14 protein-coding genes are annotated in these 17158 nt (G+C 60.9%); 5 read left to right on the top strand and 9 right to left on the bottom strand.

The window, feature by feature from the left end:
- Window positions 1-125: 125 nt before the first annotated feature.
- From pdhA to BLU11_RS15965, 3 genes are read left to right on the top strand one after another with little or no spacing between them, the layout of a single operon-like run.
- Window positions 126-1217, top strand: coding sequence for a pyruvate dehydrogenase (acetyl-transferring) E1 component subunit alpha (pdhA, locus tag BLU11_RS15975; protein ID WP_090275081.1), 1092 nt, complete (start codon window positions 126-128; stop codon window positions 1215-1217).
- Window positions 1210-2205, top strand: a complete 996-nt coding sequence (locus tag BLU11_RS15970; RefSeq protein ID WP_090275079.1) for an alpha-ketoacid dehydrogenase subunit beta — start codon at window positions 1210-1212, stop codon at window positions 2203-2205. The genes pdhA and BLU11_RS15970 overlap by 8 nt, the downstream gene beginning before the upstream one ends.
- Window positions 2202-3317, top strand: coding sequence for a dihydrolipoamide acetyltransferase family protein (locus BLU11_RS15965; protein WP_090275078.1), 1116 nt, complete (start codon window positions 2202-2204; stop codon window positions 3315-3317). The genes BLU11_RS15970 and BLU11_RS15965 overlap by 4 nt, the downstream gene beginning before the upstream one ends.
- Window positions 3318-3331: 14 nt before the next feature.
- Here the strand turns inward: BLU11_RS15965 and BLU11_RS15960 are convergent, their stop codons facing one another.
- Window positions 3332-4483 carry a GGDEF domain-containing protein gene (locus tag BLU11_RS15960; protein WP_090275077.1) on the bottom strand — a complete coding sequence of 384 codons (1152 nt, stop codon included), beginning with the start codon at window positions 4481-4483 and terminating at the stop codon, window positions 3332-3334.
- Window positions 4484-4706: 223 nt separating this feature from the next.
- Between BLU11_RS15960 and BLU11_RS15955 the strand changes: the two genes are divergently transcribed.
- The gene (locus BLU11_RS15955) at window positions 4707-5075 is read left to right on the top strand and encodes a DUF2946 domain-containing protein (RefSeq protein WP_090275076.1); all 369 of its coding nucleotides are present in this window, start codon (window positions 4707-4709) and stop codon (window positions 5073-5075) included.
- Between the two features lie 72 nt (window positions 5076-5147).
- The gene (locus BLU11_RS15950) at window positions 5148-7211 is read left to right on the top strand and encodes a TonB-dependent copper receptor (protein ID WP_090276591.1); all 2064 of its coding nucleotides are present in this window, start codon (window positions 5148-5150) and stop codon (window positions 7209-7211) included.
- Between the two features lie 100 nt (window positions 7212-7311).
- Here the strand turns inward: BLU11_RS15950 and BLU11_RS15945 are convergent, their stop codons facing one another.
- The 8 genes from BLU11_RS15945 to BLU11_RS15910 all read right to left on the bottom strand — a co-directional run bounded on the left by BLU11_RS15945 (window position 7312) and on the right by BLU11_RS15910 (window position 17141).
- A complete protein-coding gene (locus tag BLU11_RS15945) occupies window positions 7312-8109 on the bottom strand; it encodes an undecaprenyl-diphosphate phosphatase (RefSeq protein WP_090275075.1) in 798 nt (265 codons plus the stop codon).
- 107 nt (window positions 8110-8216) lie between these two features.
- Window positions 8217-9518, bottom strand: coding sequence for a prephenate-dependent tRNA uridine(34) hydroxylase TrhP (gene trhP / locus BLU11_RS15940; protein WP_090275074.1), 1302 nt, complete (start codon window positions 9516-9518; stop codon window positions 8217-8219).
- Window positions 9519-9590: 72 nt separating this feature from the next.
- Window positions 9591-10592, bottom strand: a complete 1002-nt coding sequence (locus BLU11_RS15935; RefSeq protein ID WP_090275073.1) for a YeiH family protein — start codon at window positions 10590-10592, stop codon at window positions 9591-9593.
- A gap of 204 nt (window positions 10593-10796) precedes the next feature.
- Complete coding sequence (locus BLU11_RS15930) at window positions 10797-11726, bottom strand: electron transfer flavoprotein subunit alpha/FixB family protein (RefSeq protein WP_090275072.1); 930 nt, start codon at window positions 11724-11726, stop codon at window positions 10797-10799.
- Between the two features lies 1 nt (window position 11727).
- The gene (locus BLU11_RS15925) at window positions 11728-12477 is read right to left on the bottom strand and encodes an electron transfer flavoprotein subunit beta/FixA family protein (protein WP_090275071.1); all 750 of its coding nucleotides are present in this window, start codon (window positions 12475-12477) and stop codon (window positions 11728-11730) included.
- A gap of 171 nt (window positions 12478-12648) precedes the next feature.
- Window positions 12649-13782: an acyl-CoA dehydrogenase family protein gene (locus BLU11_RS15920; protein WP_090275070.1), complete on the bottom strand. Its 1134-nt coding sequence runs from the start codon at window positions 13780-13782 to the stop codon at window positions 12649-12651.
- A 12-nt stretch (window positions 13783-13794) separates the two neighbouring features.
- Window positions 13795-14991 (bottom strand): acyl-CoA dehydrogenase family protein, encoded by a 1197-nt coding sequence (locus tag BLU11_RS15915; RefSeq protein ID WP_090275069.1) that lies wholly within the window; start codon window positions 14989-14991, stop codon window positions 13795-13797.
- Window positions 14992-15047: 56 nt separating this feature from the next.
- A complete protein-coding gene (locus BLU11_RS15910; RefSeq protein WP_090275068.1) occupies window positions 15048-17141 on the bottom strand; it encodes a 3-hydroxyacyl-CoA dehydrogenase NAD-binding domain-containing protein in 2094 nt (697 codons plus the stop codon).
- Between the last annotated feature and the right edge of the window lie 17 nt (window positions 17142-17158).

The raw sequence follows: 17158 nt of genomic DNA, 5'->3' as shown, positions 1-17158 counted from the left end.
GCCGCTGCGAAACCTGACCTATACTGCCTGACAAGCGCGCCTGCGCTGTCGCAGCCGCCCTACCCGGGCGGCGCTGCGGACGGTTGACCACAAGTCGGTCGTCCCCATTGGTCAGGAGGATAGCCATGCCCTTATCCGTGCAGATTCCCTATACCCGTTATCTTGATGATCACGGCCAGCCGTTGAATGAATTACCCGGCTGGGTTGATGATCCGCAACTGCTCCTCGATTTCTATCGCCAGATGGCCCTCGTCCGCGCCTTCGACCAGAAGTGCGTGGCCTTGCAGCGCACCGGCCAGATCGGCACATATGCGTCGACCCTGGGTCAGGAAGCCATCGGCACCGCCCTGGGCCGGGCAATGACTGACGCCGATGTGCTGATTCCCTATTACCGCGACACCGCCGTGCAGCTGCAGCGTGGCGTCGCCATGCAGGACATTCTGCTGTACTGGGGCGGCGACGAGCGCGGCAGTGCCTGGACGGCGCCTACCGCGGCGGAGGATTTCCCCATTTGCGTGCCCATCGCCACCCAGGCCTGTCATGCCTGCGGTGTCGCTTCGGCGTTTCGCATCCGTCAGCAACCGCGGGTAGCGGTCACCACCTGCGGTGACGGCGCAACCAGCAAGGGTGACTTTCTGGAAAGCCTGAACCTCGCGGGCGTCTGGCAACTGCCCATGGTGTTCGTGGTGAACAACAACCAATGGGCCATTTCCGTACCGCGCAGCCTGCAGTCCGCCGCTCCGACCCTGGCGCACAAGGCGCTGGCGGCGGGCATTCCCGGTGAGCAGGTGGACGGCAATGATGTGCTGGCGGTCTATGACCGCATCCATGCCGCCATCGAACGCGCGCGGGCCGGGAAGGGGCCGACGCTGGTGGAATGTGTGACTTACCGCTTGGGCGACCACACGACCTCCGATGATGCCAGTCGTTACCGCGATGCCGAGGAGCTGAGCGAGGCCTGGAAGCATGAACCCATCGGTCGTCTGCAGCGATTTCTGCACACGCAGGGGATGTGGAACGAAGCCCGGGAACAGCAACTGCAGCGTCAGTTGAATGAACGGATCAGCGCAGCGGTGGAGCAGTTCCGCAGTCTGCCCGAGGCCGATCCGGGCGCCGCCTTCGACCACCTGTTTGCCGAGCTGCCGGCCGGCTACCAGCAGCAGCGGGATGAATTGCTGATCCGGGCGGCAGCCCAGGGAGGGTCGGGCCATGACTGAACGCAAAACCATCTGCATGGTAGAGGCCGTCAATCTGGCGCTGCATCGGGCCATGGCCGATGACCCGGACGTGGTGGTGCTGGGCGAAGACGTCGGCCCCAATGGCGGCGTGTTCCGCGCTACGGTGGGACTGCATGAGCGCTTCGGGTTCCGTCGGGTGATGGATACGCCGCTGGCCGAGACGCTGATCACCGGAATTGCCGTGGGCATGGCCGCCCAGGGCCTGAAGCCGGTGGCGGAAATCCAGTTCATGGGTTTCATCTACGCCGGCATGGAGCATCTGATCTCCCACGCCAGTCGCCTGCGCAGCCGCACCCGCGGCCGGCTGAGTTGCCCCATGGTCATGCGCACGCCGCATGGTGGCGGCATTCACGCGCCGGAGCACCATGGCGAAAGTACCGAGGCGCTGTTGGCGCACATACCCGGCCTGCGTGTCGTGGTGCCATCTTCGCCCCGGCGTGCCTATGGGCTGCTGCTTGCCGCGATCGCCGACCCTGACCCGGTGATCTTTCTGGAACCCTCGCGGCTGTATCGCTCGGTGCAACAGCAGGTAGAGGATGATGGTCAGCCGTTGCCATTGGATACCTGCTTTACCTTGCGCGAAGGAGCAGATCTGACGCTGGTCAGTTGGGGCGCGGCATTGAAGGAGACCCTGGAAACCGCCAACCGGCTGGCCGAGGAGGGCATCAGCTGCGAGGTCATCGATGTCGCCACGCTCAAGCCGTTGGACAGCGCCACCATCCTCGCCTCGGTCGGCAAGACCGGCCGCTGCGTTATCGTCCACGAGGCGGCACGCAGTTACGGCCCCGGTGCTGAGATTGCGGCGCTGGTGCAGGAACAGCTGTTCTACAGCCTGCATGCGCCGGTGCAGCGGGTTACCGGATTCGACTGTGTGATTCCGTACGCCCGGCAGGAGATGGCTTGGCTACCGGATGTGCAGAGTATCTATCAGGCCTGTCAGCAGGTCATGCGGGGGGACGACCAATGAAACAGTTCAAATTGCCTGATCTGGGAGAGGGATTGCAGGAAGCTGAAATCGTCGAATGGCACGTCACCGCAGGTGAAGCGGTGGAGGTGGACCAGCTGCTGGTCTCGGTGGAAACCGCCAAGGCCATCGTCGAGGTTCCCTCGCCGCGGGCGGGTGTGGTCAGTCGCTGCTTTGGCGCGCCGGGTGATCTGTTGCACGTGGGTGAACCTCTGGTGGAGTTTGAAGGCGAGGGCGAAGACAGCGGTACCGTGGTGGGGGATCTGGGGCGCGCCAGCGGCAGCAGCGATCTGGCTGCCGACGATTTTATCATCGGCGCTGCCTCCTCCAGCCGCGAAGCTCAGCCGCAAGCGGTGATGCCGGCGGCGCGCAAACTGGCCGAGCGGGAGGGTGTTGAGCTGGCCCAGCTCAAGGGCAACGGCCCCGGTGGGCTGGTGACCACCGCCGATGTGCAGCAGGCCGCCGATGCCTTGCCGACCACTGGCGAGGCGCTGCGCAGCGTGCGACGCACCATGGCCAGGAACATGGCGCGGGCCCATGCCGAGGTGGCGCCGGTGACCATCGTCGAAGATGCCGATCTGTATCAATGGGCTGCCGGCGCGCGCGACCCCATGGTGCGTCTGGCGCGAGCTATCGCCCGGGCCTGCGCAGCACAGCCGGCGCTGAACGTCGCCTTCGACGGCAAGCGGCTGAGCGTCAGGCAGCATGACAACGTGGATCTGGGCGTGGCAGTAGATACGCCAGATGGCTTGTTCGTTCCGGTCCTGCGCGATGTTGCCAACCGTGAGGCGGAGGATCTGCGCGAGGGTCTGGCGCAGCTGCGTGCGGATGTCAGCAACCGGTCGATACCGCCGCGTGAGCTGATGGGCGCGACCATTACCCTGTCCAATTACGGCACCCTGTTTGGACGCTACGCCAGCCCGGTAATCATGCCGCCGCAAGTGGCGATCATCGGTGCCGGGGTGATTCGGGATCAGGTGGTGGCGCACCAGGGCCAGGTGGTGGTGCATCCGATATTACCGCTGTCATTGACCGTGGACCATCGTGCGGTCACCGGCGGTGAGGCGGCGCGCTTCCTCAAGGTGCTGGTGGAGGATCTGCAGACGGCGGAGTAGACCGCCATCCCAGATCAAAGGGCGCTGATGCGATTGCGCCCTGCCTGCTTGGCTCCGTACATGCGTTGGTCCGCCAGCTCCAGCAACTTGTGCGGTACATCGACTCGATCATAGTAGCGCTCAGCCACGCCGATGCTGGCAGTCAGCGGCGCGCCATCCGGCCGATAGCCCAGCCCGCTGCTGAGAAGTCGTTCCAGGGCCTGCCGGGCGCGTGTCATATCGGTGTCAGGCATGATCAGCAGGAACTCCTCCCCTCCCCAACGCACCAGGCTGTCGGAGCTGCGCATGCTGTCCTGGATGTGCTGGCTGGCATTGCGCAGCGCCTGATCGCCCATGGCATGGCCAAAGATATCGTTGATCTCCTTGAACCGGTCCAGATCAATGAAGGCCAGTGACAGCGCACTGTTGTTGCGCAGGCTGGTATGCCATTGCATCTGCAGAATCTCTTCGCCGCTGCCGCGACTGAATACCTTGGTCAGGTCGTCCCGGATCGCCTGGCGCAGCAGAACCATCATGAATGCCAGTTGACTCATGCAGGCCAGACTGGTGACACCGGCAATCAATATCAGCAGCCAGAAGGCACCGACGAAGGAGGGCCAGTTCAGCGTTGACCAATTCAGATAGCCAGCTACTCCCTGCGCCATCAGCAACACCAGGGCGACCAGCAGGTTCTCCAGCAATGTCAGCGGAAACAGGGCCAGGCCGGCCATCAGCACGAAAGGCAGAAAAGCGTAACCGGCCGCCACTGCTGCGGGCATGTCGGTCAGATCATAATGGGCCAGTAAGGTGTGGGAACTGATATAGAACAGCGTAGGAATGGCGAACAGAATGAACATCGCCAGGTAAGCATCGGTCATGCGGCCGCGCTCGTGGTAGAACAGCAGCAGGCTGAAGAAGGCCAGACATACTATCAATCGCAGCGCCAATAGCTGACTCCACAGCGGATAGGGAAAGGCGAGCATATCGACTATCCCCCACAGCGGTGTGAGCAGAGCGAACAGCAAAGCAAACAGACGCACCCGGTCAACTATCAAACCTGCGCGGTGGCGGCTGATCAGCAACGGATGGCGGAACGGGGTCAGCAGTTTTAGCCGTTCGCCCGGCTCCAGTTCGGCAGGTAGCATGGAGTTGAGGCGATGGCGAAGCAGATCGGCAATGGAGGGCATAGTCTTCTATTGATGTCGTTATGATGGCTATTTCGCACAGTCTATAATCTGTCCGCTCGACGGCGGCTGATACAGATCAACAACCCGGGATTTGATCTAAGCCAAGGAATCGGATGCGCAGTGTAGTCTACACTGCGCTCGTAGTTGCAGTCGCTTCGGCTTGCCGAGTCCAGGGTTATTATTCAGCAGGAACTGACTGGTGGTTCGTAAACGGCTGTCTACATTGAGTATCTGGCTTGGCTTGTTCGCCATGCTGATGATCCATGTCGGCCCGTTGTATTCAGCGCTGCAGATGGAGCCGGCCGCGGTCGATGCATCCAGCGAACCGCATCAGCATCTCGCCGATGGTCCGGCACCTGCCGCACAGGATCATCATGATCAGGCATCGGCCGGCGAACCGGCCTGGCTGTCGGCGCTGGAGCTTTGCGGCTATTGCGAGCTGTTGACGCTCAATCCACCGTTGATTCTGTCCCTCCATCTCATCCTGCCCCGGCACCAGCTGGAGCCATTTCTGCCATTGCCCGACGCACCCCTGTTATTGGCCGAGCGCCACAGCGGTGGACATGCTCGCGCGCCCCCTTTTATCGTCTGATCCATCGCCTGTTATTTTCATCCGCCTGGCCTGACCAGCGCGGTGTATCTGATCGATCTCGAGATAATTGCCATGTCGCAACCTGTTTTTGTACGTACTTTTCTGTCTCTGGCCGTACTCGGCCTGCCCGTCACGGTTCTGGCTGAGGCTGATCACAGCCACCATCAACATGCGGATTCGCTTGCGCTGCCGCCACGCGTCATCACAGCGGTCCAGCAGGATTCGCCGTTGACCATCATCACCAATCCGAAGCAGGCCCGGCAGCCTATCCCGGCCAGTGATGCGGCGGATTACCTGAAGACCATTCCCGGTTTCTCTGCCGTGCGCGGCGGGGGCAGCAACAGTGATCCGGTATTGCGGGGCATGTTCGGATCACGACTGAAACTGCTGACCAATGGCGGCGAAATGCTCGGTGCCTGCCCCTCACGCATGGACGCTCCGTCGTCCTATATCGCGCCGCAGAATTTCGACCAGCTGACGGTTATCAAGGGACCGCAAAGCGTCGCCTGGGGGCCGGGCGCTTCGGCTGGCACCATCCGGTTCGATCGTCTGCCCGAGAGCTTTGACGAACCGGGTAGCCGATTGGATGCCTCTGTGGTGGCGGGCTCCAACACCCGCCGGGATATGCAGATGGACGGAGCCATCGGTAGCCGTGATGGCTATCTGCGTCTGAGTGGCAACCGCTCCCGCTCCGGTGACTACCAGGACGGTAATGGCGATCGCGTACCATCACGCTGGAACAAGTGGAACACCGATCTGGCGCTGGGCTGGACGCCGGACGATGACACTCTGCTGGAGCTGAGCGTCGGTGCCGGTGATGGCGAGGCGCGCTACGCGGGCCGCGGCATGGATGGCTCGCAGTTCGAACGGGAAAGCCTGGGGCTGCGCTTCGAGAAGCAGTTTCAGGGCGGCGCGCTGCAGGAGCTGGAGGCGCGGGTGTATTACAACTACGCCGACCATGTGATGGACAACTACAGTCTGCGCACGCCATCCACTACCGGCATGATGGCCGGTCCGATGGCAACCAATGTGGATCGCCGCACCTTGGGAGCCCGGCTTGCCTCAACCTGGGTCTGGGATGATGTGGAACTGCTGGCTGGCGCCGACGCCCAACGCAATACCCACCGCACACGCAGTGGCATGGGCGTGGATACCTATGAGAACGCGTCCTGGATGAAGGATGCCGCTTTCAGCCAGATAGGTGTGTTTTCCGAGCTGACCTGGACCCTGCAGGAAGATCAACGACTGATCGGCGGGTTGCGGCTGGATCAGCACCATGTCGAAGATTTCCGCGCTACCGTCAGCGGCGGCATGATGGGCATGCCGGCACCCAATCCCACCGCCGGCGATACGCGTCGGGAAACCCTGCCGGCGGCCTTTGTGCGGCTGGAGGAGGATCTGTCCAGCCTGCCGGCCACGGCCTATGTTGGCCTTGGTCATGTGCAGCGCTTCCCCGACTACTGGGAGCTGTTCTCGCCCAGGCAGGCGGTTGGCGCGGTGAATGCCTTCGATGGCATTGATCCGGAGCGCACCACCCAGCTGGATGTCGGTTTGCAGTACAAGCGCGAAGGGCTGGAGGCCTGGGTGTCCGGCTATGCAGGCATGGTCGATGACTTCATCCTGTTCGACTACACCGGCATGGGCGGCATCAGCAGTGCGGAGAATATCGATGCTCATATCATGGGTGCCGAAGCCGGTATCGCGCTGGATGTGACCGACAACTGGCAGACGGAAACCAGTTTGGCCTGGGCCTGGGGGCGCAACCGCAGTGACGGTGAGGCGTTACCCCAGATGCCACCGCTGGAGGCGCGCTTCAACCTGACCTATGCGCGGGACAACTGGAGTGCCGGAGCCCTGTGGCGGGTGGTGGCAGCGCAAAGCCGTACCGCGGATGGCAAGGGTAACGTTACCAGCAAGGACTTCGGTGATGCGGCGGGGTTCGGGGTGTTGTCGCTCAACGCTGCCTACCGCTTCAGTACCGAAGTGACGGGCAGTGTCGGAGTGGATAACCTGCTGGACAAGGCCTACGCCGAACACCTCAACCTGGCCGGCAACGGCAGTTTCGGTTTTCCGGCTGAGACACGGATCAACGAGCCGGGTCGTACCCTGTGGGCCAAGCTGGATTTCAGTTTCTGATCTGCCTGGCAGAAAAACTCTGATGGTTCCCATGCGGAGCATGGGGATCATCAGGAGTCATGCCGTGCTACGGCTTTCCCACAAAAAGTTTCCCCGCAACTCAGTAGAACACCACCAGCAACGCGACACCCAGGATGATCCGGTAGATCACGAACGGCTGCATGCCGATGCGTTTGATGAACACCAGGAAGTAGTGGATGCACAGGAAGGCGCTGACGGCGGATACCAGTATGCCCAGGGTCATGGAACTCCAGTCCACGGCCACCTGAGCCTCGACCAGATCCTTTGTCTTCAGCATGCAGGCCAAAAGAATTACCGGAATCGACAGCAGGAAGGAGAAACGTGACGCGGCTTCGCGGCTCAGCCCCAGCATCAGTGCGGCGGTAATGGTGATGCCAGCGCGGGAGGTGCCGGGAACCAGTGCCAATGCCTGGGCACAGCCGATGATCAGCACGTCCTTCCAGGTCATCTGGCCTTCGGTACGCGCACCGCGAAAGCGCCAGTCCGCCCAGCCCAGCAACAACCCGAAAAACACCAGACCCATTGCCAGATAGAAAGGCGAGCGCAGGTATAACTCGATCTGATCCTTGAACGCCAGTCCGGCCAGCCCCACCGGAATGGTAGCGAAAAGCACGCCCCAAGCCAGGCGGGCATCGTCATCTGGCTTGCGGGTAACCAGCGACTGCGACCAGCTGGCAGTCATGTTGATCAGGTCCCGACGAAAATACAGCAGGACCGCGAACAGACTGCCGAAGTGCAATGCGACGTCGAATGCCAGTCCCTGATCCGGCCAGCCGGTGAGCGCCGGCACCAGGATCAGGTGGGCCGAACTTGAGACCGGGAGAAATTCGGTGAGGCCCTGGAGCAGGGCGAGAATCACTACTTGCAACCAATCCATTTGTACAGCGCTCCGTGGTCATGGAGAAAATGAAGCTGAATAGGCGCGCAAGTAAACCATGAACTGACCGACTGAGCGAATATTTACCTATTCTGTTCAGCGCTCTGTCAGGTTGCCGGCAGGTAACGTAGCAGCAGAGCCTTATCCCCCTCGATACCGTCCGGCTTGGGGATGCGCACCACATACCCGGTACCCGGCGCGACATCGGCCGGTTGCCCGTGACGATCCAGCAGTGAATTCAAAGCGAAACTGTGATTGCCCGAGGGGGTCATTAGTTCCAGCTGGTCGCCCACGCAGAAGCGATTCTTGACCTCGATGCTGAGCCATTCACCCAGATCTTCCAGCACTTCGCCGACAAACTGATGACGCAGCATGCGCGAATTGCCCTGCTCGTAGTTCTGATAAACCCCCGGCGGGTGACGGCGGTAGAAACCCTCGGTGTAGCCACGGTTGGCCAGGCTTTCCAGGTCGTCCATCAACGCCATGTCGAAGGGACGACCGGCGACGGCATCATCAATCGCCCGGCGGTAGGTCTGCACGGTACGGGCGACATAGAAATGCGATTTGGTGCGGCCCTCGATCTTCAGTGAGTGCATGCCCATATCGACGAAACGCTGTACATGCTGAACTGCTCGCAGGTCCTTGGAGTTCATTATGTAGGTGCCGTGCTCGTCCTCCTCAATTGCCATCAGCTCATCCGGCTTGTCACTCTGGCTGAGCAGATGCACCTTCTGGGCGGGGACTTCCCTTACCACCGGCTCGACATTGCCCTCGGCAGTCTCCTGCGCCGGTTGCAGGTCGTATTTCCAGCGGCAGGAGTTGGTGCAGGCACCCTGGTTGGCATCGCGGTGATTGAAGTAACCAGACAGCAGGCAGCGCCCGGAATAGGCGATGCACAGCGCGCCATGCACGAACACCTCCAGCTCCATGTCGGGACACTGGCGACGAATCTCCTCGAGTTCGTCCAGCGACAACTCACGGGACAGGATCACCCGCTCCAGTCCTTGCTGCTGCCAGAACTTCACGGTTGCCCAGTTGGTGGCATTGGCCTGGACCGACAGATGCACCGGCATGTGGGGCCAGCGCTCGCGTACCAGCATGATCAGGCCGGGATCGGACATGATCAATGCGTCGGGGGCCATGGCCACGATTTCTTCCAGGTCGCGGACATAAGTCGCTACCTTGCTGTTATGAGCGGCGATATTGCTCGCCAGATAGAACTTCTTGCCCAGCGCATGCGCCTCGGCAATCCCCTCGGCGAGTACTGCGGGGTTGTGAAAATCATTCTCGCGGACACGCAGGCTGTAACGCGGCTGACCGGCATAGACCGCATCAGCACCGTAGGCGAAGGCGTAGCGCATGGCTTTGAGGGTGCCGGCGGGGGCCAGCAGTTCAGGTGCCTGGGGCATGGAGGATCCTGTTTACAAGACAAGTGGGGTGCGGAGGATATCTCCATGGTCCGAGCCGAACATTGACCAGCGTCATATACGGATCAATAGCCAGGTCAGGCCCAAGCCACCGATGACCAGCAGAACAAAGAGTATCAACGCCAGCAACAGCGGTTTCAGGCGCAGCGGACGCAGCTTCTCGATGCGTGTTTCATAGCCCAGCGCCGCCATCGCCATGGTCAAGGCTATCTGACCACACAGAACAATGGCTGCATGCAAAGTGTGCGGCAATGCAAAGACGCTGTTAAATACCACCATGCCCAGAAAGCCGAAGGCGAACCAGGGAATAGTCAGCCGCCGTGGCTCTGCGCCGTCGTCCTCGTCGACGGCATGACGCTTCAGCCACCATTGTCCGGCGATCAGCAGGAAGGGTATCAGCAGCATCACCCGAACCAGCTTGACGATCACCGCATTGGTCAGAGCCGCTGTGCCTATAGCATCTCCCGCAGCGACCACCTGCGCCACTTCATGCACTGTCGCACCAATGAAAACGCCGTACAGCTGCGGGTCCCAACCGAGCAACGGATACAACAATGGATAGAGGATCATTGCCAGGCTGCCAAATAGAACTACTGTGGCCACCGCCATGGCGGTGGCTGCAGGCTTGGCTCGGATAGTCGTCTCGGTGGCGAGAATAGCTGCCGCGCCGCAGATGGCACTACCCGCACTGGTCAGCAGAGCTGTTTCCGGATCGAGCTTGAGCCAGCGGGTTCCCAGCTGATAACCGACCAGCAGTACGGTGCTGATAACCAGCGTGTCCAGTATCACTACCTGGAAGCCGAGCGCAAATATCTGCTGAAGGGTTACCGAGAGACCGAATATGACAATCCCGGTTCGTAGCAGCCAGCGAGTTGCGAATCCCAGACCGGGCGCCACTGTATGAGTAGGCACTGGCAGGGAAAGGTTTCCCGCCACTAAACCCAGCACCAACGAGATCACCAGAGGGCTGATGCCGCTGTTATTGATTCCCGGAAGATGAACAAGAAGAAATCCTGCTGCGGTCAGTAATGCACAGATGCCCAAGCCCTTCCACATAGCTAATTCTCTTAGGTTTTAAAGGAATAAGCTTATTCTGATGTGGATTCTCTTGTTTGTGAAATGGGTTAAATTGGATTTGTTTGACGGTTTTTCCGATAAGCGCTGCGGGATGCAGAGGAGCAGGGGGAGCATCACTTTCCAAACGAAAAAACCCCCAGCTCTCGCAAGCCGGGGGTTTGATTGTTGCTGGCAGCCAAGCTCTTACAGCTTGCCTTCCAGCTCAGGTACCGCTTCAAACAGATCAGCTACCAGGCCGTAATCAGCCACCTGGAAGATCGGCGCTTCTTCATCCTTGTTGATCGCGACGATCACCTTGGAGTCCTTCATACCGGCCAGATGCTGGATCGCGCCGGAGATACCGACGGCGATGTACAGGCCCGGAGCAACGATCTTGCCGGTCTGACCGACCTGCATGTCGTTGGGTACGAAGCCGGCGTCAACCGCGGCGCGGGAGGCGCCAACCGCTGCACCCAGCTTGTCGGCCAGGCTGTACAGCAGTTTGAAGTTGTCACCGTTCTGCATGCCGCGGCCGCCGGAAACGACGATCTTGGCACCAGCCAGTTCGGGCCGGTCGGACTTGGCCAGTTCTTCGCCAACGAAGCTGGACAGACCAGCGTCCTGGGCCGAAGCAACAGCTTCAACCGCAGCACTGCCACCTTCGGCAGCCACGGCGTCAAAGCCGGTGCCGCGCACGGTGATGACCTTGATCGCCGCGTCGGATTTGACGGTGGCGATGGCGTTACCGGCATAGATCGGACGCTTGAAGGTATCGGCGCTTTCGACGGCGATGATCTCGGAGATCTGATCCACGTCCAGCAGGGCAGCAACGCGTGGCAGGTAGTTCTTGCCGTTGGTGCTGGCAGCGGCCAGGATGTGAGTGTAGTTCTTGCCCAGCTCGGCGATCAGCAGGGAGATGTTCTCCGGCAGCTGGTGAGCATAGGCAGCGTTGTCAGCCAGCAGTATCTTGGATACACCAGCGATCTTGGCGGCGGCGTCAGCGACGGCAGCGCAGCCAGCGCCGGCAACCAGTACGTCGATGTCACCACCGATAGCCTGAGCGGCAGCCACAGTGTTCAGGGTGGCGGCATTCAGTTCGGTGTTGTTGTGTTCAGCAATAACCAGAATCGTCATGTCAGATCACCTTGGCTTCGTTCTTCAGTTTGTCGACCAGCTCATCAACGCTCTTGACCTTGATGCCGGCGCTGCGGGCAGCCGGAGCTTCGACCTTGACGGTGCTCAGGGTGGAAGCGGTGCTCACGCCCAGATCTTCCGGCTTGAGGGTTTCCAGCGGCTTCTTCTTGGCCTTCATGATGTTCGGCAGAGAAGCGTAGCGCGGCTCATTCAGGCGCAGGTCGGTGGTGACGATGGCTGGCAGTTTCAGCTCAACGGTCTGCAGGCCGCCGTCGATTTCACGGGTGACCTTGACGCTTTCGCCTTCCACATTGACCGCAGAAGCGAAGGTGCCCTGGGCGTAGCCGCTCAGCGCAGCCAGCATCTGACCGGTCTGGTTGTTGTCGGAGTCGATCGCCTGCTTGCCGAGGATGACCAGTTGCGGCTGCTCCTTGTCGACCACAGCCTTGAGCAGCTTGGCGATGGCCAGCGAGTTCAGTTCGTCGGTGGACTCGACCAGCACGGCGCGGTCGGCACCCAGTGCCAATGCAGTACGCAGCTGCTCCTGGGCAGCAGTCGGGCCTACGGTGACGGCAACGATTTCAGTCGCAACACCCTTTTCCTTCAGGCGTACGGCTTCTTCCACGGCGATTTCGCAGAAGGGGTTCATGGACATCTTGACGTTGGCCAGATCGACGCCGGAATTGTCCGCTTTCACGCGAACCTTGACGTTGTAATCGACCACGCGCTTTACGGCGACGAGGATTTTCATGGACGTTAGTCCTCCACAAGTCTGTGAGGCGCCCGATGGGCGCATGACATTAAAAAGGGGCCTTAGCATACCGGGCACTTTTCGTGTTCGATAGTACCCAGACCGTCAAATTGAAATGAATTGGCCGGGAAAACAGGACAAATACCTGCTTTCCCGACTTCAGAGGTGGCCTCAGGCAACAACCAGCTGGTTGGCGTAGGCTTCCAGATGATGATCATCATCACCGAACTGATGGCTGATCATGACCAGGCGCTTGGCGTAATGGGCACCGTTGTATTCCCAGGTCATGGCGATACCGCCATGCAACTGGATGCACTGCTCGGCCACATAACGGGCGGCGCGGTTGACGATGAACTTGGCGGCTGCGAGCTTGGCGCTGCGCTCTTCGCTATCCTCGTCATCAGCCAGGCAGGCTGCCAGGATAGCCATGGAAGTGCCGCGCTCCAGTTCGCTGATCATATCGACCATGCGGTGCTGCAGAACCTGGAACTTGCCGATCGGCTGGCCGAACTGCTTGCGCGTCTTCAGGTAATCCAGGGTCAGATCACAGGCGGTGCGCATGGCGCCAACCGCTTCGCCACACAGAGCAGCAATGGCGCGGCCGCTCTGGTAGCGGATGGCGTCATAGGCATCGCCGGCATTACCCAGCAGCTCGCCCTGAACGTTGTCGAGCACCAGTTCGCAACCCTTGCGGCCATCCACGGTGGAATAGACGCGGCGAGTGACGCCTGCAGCAGTCGGGTCGATGATGAACAGGCTGATACCCTGTTGATCGCGCACATCACCCGCGGTGCGTGCCGAGACCAGGATTTTGCCAGCAGTGTGGCCACCGATGACCACGCCTTTGCGGCCACTCAGTGTCCAGCTACCGCCGTTCTGCTTGGCAGTGGTCTGAACATCATTCAGCACATAGTGGCTGTGCAGTTCTTCCAGTGCCACGGCGGCCTGCAGCTCGCCGCTGGCGATGGCGCCCAGCAGTTCTTCCTTCTGCTGGTCATTGCCCAACTGACCGATCAGGCCACCGGCCAGAACCACAGATTCCATGTAGGGTTCCAGGCAGATGCCGCGACCGAACTGCTCCATGATCAACATGGTTTCCACGCCGGTGCCGCCAAAACCGCCCAGCTCTTCGGAGAAGGGGATGGCGGTCAGGCCCAGTTCACCCAGCTGTTGCCAGAAGTCGATACTGAAGCCGGCTTCGCTGGCGCTGAACTCCAGGCGCTTTTCAAAAGTGTAAACGTCGCGTACCAGGCGGGCCGCGGTGTCCTGCAGCATCTGCTGCTCTTCAGTCAATTTGAAGTCCATGGTCGGCGCTCCTTAGAGTTCGAGAATCATTTTGGAGACGATATTCTTCTGGATCTCGTTGGATCCGCCGAAGATCGACAGTTTGCGCATATTGAAGTACGACGAGGCCAGAGACGCGCTGTAGTTTTCCAGCAGCCATTCGCCGTCGTAGTCGCCTTCCAGCTCTTCCGGCAGGAAGGGCAGAGCGTAGGGGCCGATGGCCTTACGCAGCAGGTGGGTGATGGCCTGACGGATTTCCGTGCCCTGCACCTTGAGGATCGAGCTTTCCGCGCCGGGAACACCGCCTTCGGAAGCCGCAGCGACAATACGCAGCGTGCCCATTTCGGCGGCCATCAGCTGCATTTCCACTTCGGCGATCTGGCTGCGGAACATCACATCTTCGAGCAGCGACTTGCCATTCTTCTGCTGTTTGGAAGCTACTTTTTTCAGGTGGCTGAGTGCCGCCTTGGAAGAACCGATACCAGCCAGGCCAGTACGTTCATGGGTCAGCAGATACTTGGCGCAGGTCCAGCCCTTGTTCTCTTCACCAACCAGGTTTTCTACCGGCACGCGCACGTCGTCGAAGAACACTTCGTTGACTTCATGATCGCCATCCAGGGTGATGATCGGGCGCACGGTGATGCCTGGAGTGGCCATATCGATCAGCAGGAAGGAAATGCCGCGCTGCTGCTGGGCTTCCGGATCGGTACGCACCAGACAGAAGATCATGTTGGCGTGCTGGCCCAGGGTGGTCCAGGTCTTCTGGCCGTTGACGATGTAATGATCGCCGTCACGCACGGCGCGGGTCTTCAGCGAGGCCAGATCGGAACCGGCGCCCGGCTCGGAGTAACCCTGGCACCACCAGTCTTCACCGGACAGGATGCGCGGCAGGTACTGCTGCTTCTGTGCTTCGGTGCCGAACTTGATGATTACCGGGGCAACCATGTTGACGCCGAAAGGAATGGTGCGTGGCGCACCGGCAGCGGAGGATTCTTCATCGAAAATGTGTTTTTCCACGGCATCCCAGGTGGTACCGCCGTGCTCGACCGGCCAGCCCGGCGCGTACCAGCCTTTCTTCGACAGGATCTGCTGCCAGCGTTCGTGATCGGTCTTGGTCAGATGCTTGCCGAGTTTGACCTTGGCTGCGATGTCCGCCGGCAGTTCCTGCTTGAGGAATGCGCGCACTTCGTCACGGAAGGCGAGTTGTTCAGCTGTGTAATGGATTTCCATGTTGGGTCCTCGTTGTTGTTCGAGCGTGACGGCCGGGGTTGCCGGCCGTACGTTAATCAGAGATCAGCGAACTTGCGGCCTTCTTTGGCCAGTTTCTCCAGCAAGGGAGCCGGTTTCCACCAGGCGCCGAGCTGCTCGTGGAATTCGCAGATGCGGGCATAAACGCGATCCAGGCCGACGGCATCAGCATAGAACATGGGGCCGCCCTGATGAGCCGGGAAGCCGTAGCCGTTGATATAGATCACATCGATATCGCTGGCGCGCTGGGCGACGCCTTCTTCCAGGATCTTCGCACCTTCGTTGATCAGCGCATACATGGTGCGCTCGATGATGTAGTCATCGGACAGTTCGCGGCGCTCGATACCCTGTTCTTTCGAGGCAGCTTCCAGAATGGCCCGCAGCTCGGGGTTGGGCAGCGGCGCGCGTGAGCCTTTCTCATAGACATAAAAGCCCTTGCCGGTCTTCTGACCGAGCATGCCGGCTTTGGCCATCTTGTCGAGGATGGTCGGCAGCTTGAACTCGGCGGGCAGGGTCTGGCGCTGGCGGGTACGAATGGCCAGGCCGATATCCAGTCCGGATAGATCGCGCATGGCGAAGGCGCCCATGGCCATGCCGAACTTACGCAGCGCGGCATCCACCTGTTCGGGCGTGGCGCCTTCTTCCAGCAGGAATTCGGACTCGCGACCGTACTGGAACACCATGCGGTTGCCGACGAAGCCGTCGCACACGCCAACTGGCACAGCGACTTTCTTCAGCTTCTTGCCGATGGCCATGGCGGTGGCCAGCACGTCATCGCTGGTCTTCTCGCCACGCACCACTTCCAGCAGACGCATGACGTTGGCCGGGCTGAAGAAGTGCAGGCCGACCACGTCTTGCGGACGTTTGGTGAATCGGGCGATCTCGTTCAGATCCAGCGACGAGGTGTTGCTGGCCAGAATCGCGCCGGGCTTGCAGTTGGCATCCAGCGCTTCGAAGACCTTCTGCTTGACGCCCATCTCTTCGAATACCGCCTCGACCACCACGTCCACATCGGACAGGTCGGCATAATCGGTAACGCCGCTGACCAGCGCCATGCGCTTTTCCAGTGCAGCTTCGGTCAGGCTGCCACGTTTGACGCTCATGCCATAAGTATCACGCGCACGCTGGGTGGCCTTGTCACGGGCGTCTTCGCTGATCTCCAGGATCTTCACCGGAATACCTGCATTGGCGAAGCACATGGCAATACCCACACCCATGGTCCCGCCACCGATGACCGCGGCGGAGTTGATCTCGCGTACCGGGGTATCCTTGGGCAGACCGTCGACCTTGGAAGCCAGACGCTCGGTGAAGAAGGCATGCACCAGCGCGGCGCGCTGCGGTGATACCAGGCATTCGGCGAATAATTCGCGCTCGCGCTTGAGGCCTTCGGCCAGCGGCAGGGTGAAGGACGCCTCGACGGCGGAGACGCAGCGCTGCGGCGAGAAAAGGCCGGGGGTCTTCTTCTCGATCTCGGCACGCTTGGCAGCAACCGCTGCGGCGTTGTCCACGCCTTCCAGCTTGTCGGTACGCTCGCCAGTACGGCGGGGTCCCTGGCCTTCGGCAATCAGTTTTTCGGCGAAGGTCAGGCCGGCGGCCAGCAGTTCGCCGTCGAACAGCTCATCCACCACACCCAGTTCGTTGGCTTCCACGGCGCCTATCGGCGTACCGCTGACGATCATGTCCAGGGCCTTGGCCACACCGACCACACGCGGCAGACGCTGGGTGCCACCGGCGCCCGGCAGCAGGCCGAGTTTGACTTCCGGCAGGCCGACCTTGGCGTCCTTGCGGGCGATGCGGTAATGGCAGCTCAGGGCCACTTCCAGACCGCCACCCAGGGCGGTACCGTGGATCACGGCGATGCTCGGCTTGCTGCCGGCCTCGATGCCGCTGATCACGTCAGGCAGGCTTGGCGCCTGTGGCGGCTTGCCGAATTCCTTGATGTCGGCACCGGCAATGAAGGTATTGCCTTCGCAAACCAGCACGATGGCCTTGACCTGAGCATCGGCCTCGGCAGCGTTGAAGCTGTTCTGCAGACCTTCACGGACGGCCACGCCCAAGGCGTTGACCGGTGGATTGTTGACTCTGATAACGGCAACGGCGCCCTGCCGTTCCAGTGTGACCACGTCCGACATGCTGAATCTCCTGTGAA

It is taken from the genome of Halopseudomonas litoralis, from assembly GCF_900105005.1.
Lineage (GTDB): Bacteria > Pseudomonadota > Gammaproteobacteria > Pseudomonadales > Pseudomonadaceae > Halopseudomonas > Halopseudomonas litoralis.
Note: the sequence above shows the minus strand (reverse complement) of the source record. Positions and strands in the feature narration are given on the sequence as shown.

Coding starts and splice junctions, on each gene's coding strand:
- pdhA (WP_090275081.1), top strand. CDS start 126: ATGCCCTTATCCGTGCAGATTCCCTATACCCGTTATCTTGATGATCAC.
- BLU11_RS15970 (WP_090275079.1), top strand. CDS start 1,210: ATGACTGAACGCAAAACCATCTGCATGGTAGAGGCCGTCAATCTGGCG.
- BLU11_RS15965 (WP_090275078.1), top strand. CDS start 2,202: ATGAAACAGTTCAAATTGCCTGATCTGGGAGAGGGATTGCAGGAAGCT.
- BLU11_RS15960 (WP_090275077.1), bottom strand. CDS start 4,483: ATGCCCTCCATTGCCGATCTGCTTCGCCATCGCCTCAACTCCATGCTA.
- BLU11_RS15950 (WP_090276591.1), top strand. CDS start 5,148: ATGTCGCAACCTGTTTTTGTACGTACTTTTCTGTCTCTGGCCGTACTC.
- BLU11_RS15945 (WP_090275075.1), bottom strand. CDS start 8,109: ATGGATTGGTTGCAAGTAGTGATTCTCGCCCTGCTCCAGGGCCTCACC.
- trhP (WP_090275074.1), bottom strand. CDS start 9,518: ATGCCCCAGGCACCTGAACTGCTGGCCCCCGCCGGCACCCTCAAAGCC.
- BLU11_RS15935 (WP_090275073.1), bottom strand. CDS start 10,592: ATGTGGAAGGGCTTGGGCATCTGTGCATTACTGACCGCAGCAGGATTT.
- BLU11_RS15930 (WP_090275072.1), bottom strand. CDS start 11,726: ATGACGATTCTGGTTATTGCTGAACACAACAACACCGAACTGAATGCC.
- BLU11_RS15925 (WP_090275071.1), bottom strand. CDS start 12,477: ATGAAAATCCTCGTCGCCGTAAAGCGCGTGGTCGATTACAACGTCAAG.
- BLU11_RS15920 (WP_090275070.1), bottom strand. CDS start 13,782: ATGGACTTCAAATTGACTGAAGAGCAGCAGATGCTGCAGGACACCGCG.
- BLU11_RS15915 (WP_090275069.1), bottom strand. CDS start 14,991: ATGGAAATCCATTACACAGCTGAACAACTCGCCTTCCGTGACGAAGTG.
- BLU11_RS15910 (WP_090275068.1), bottom strand. CDS start 17,141: ATGTCGGACGTGGTCACACTGGAACGGCAGGGCGCCGTTGCCGTTATC.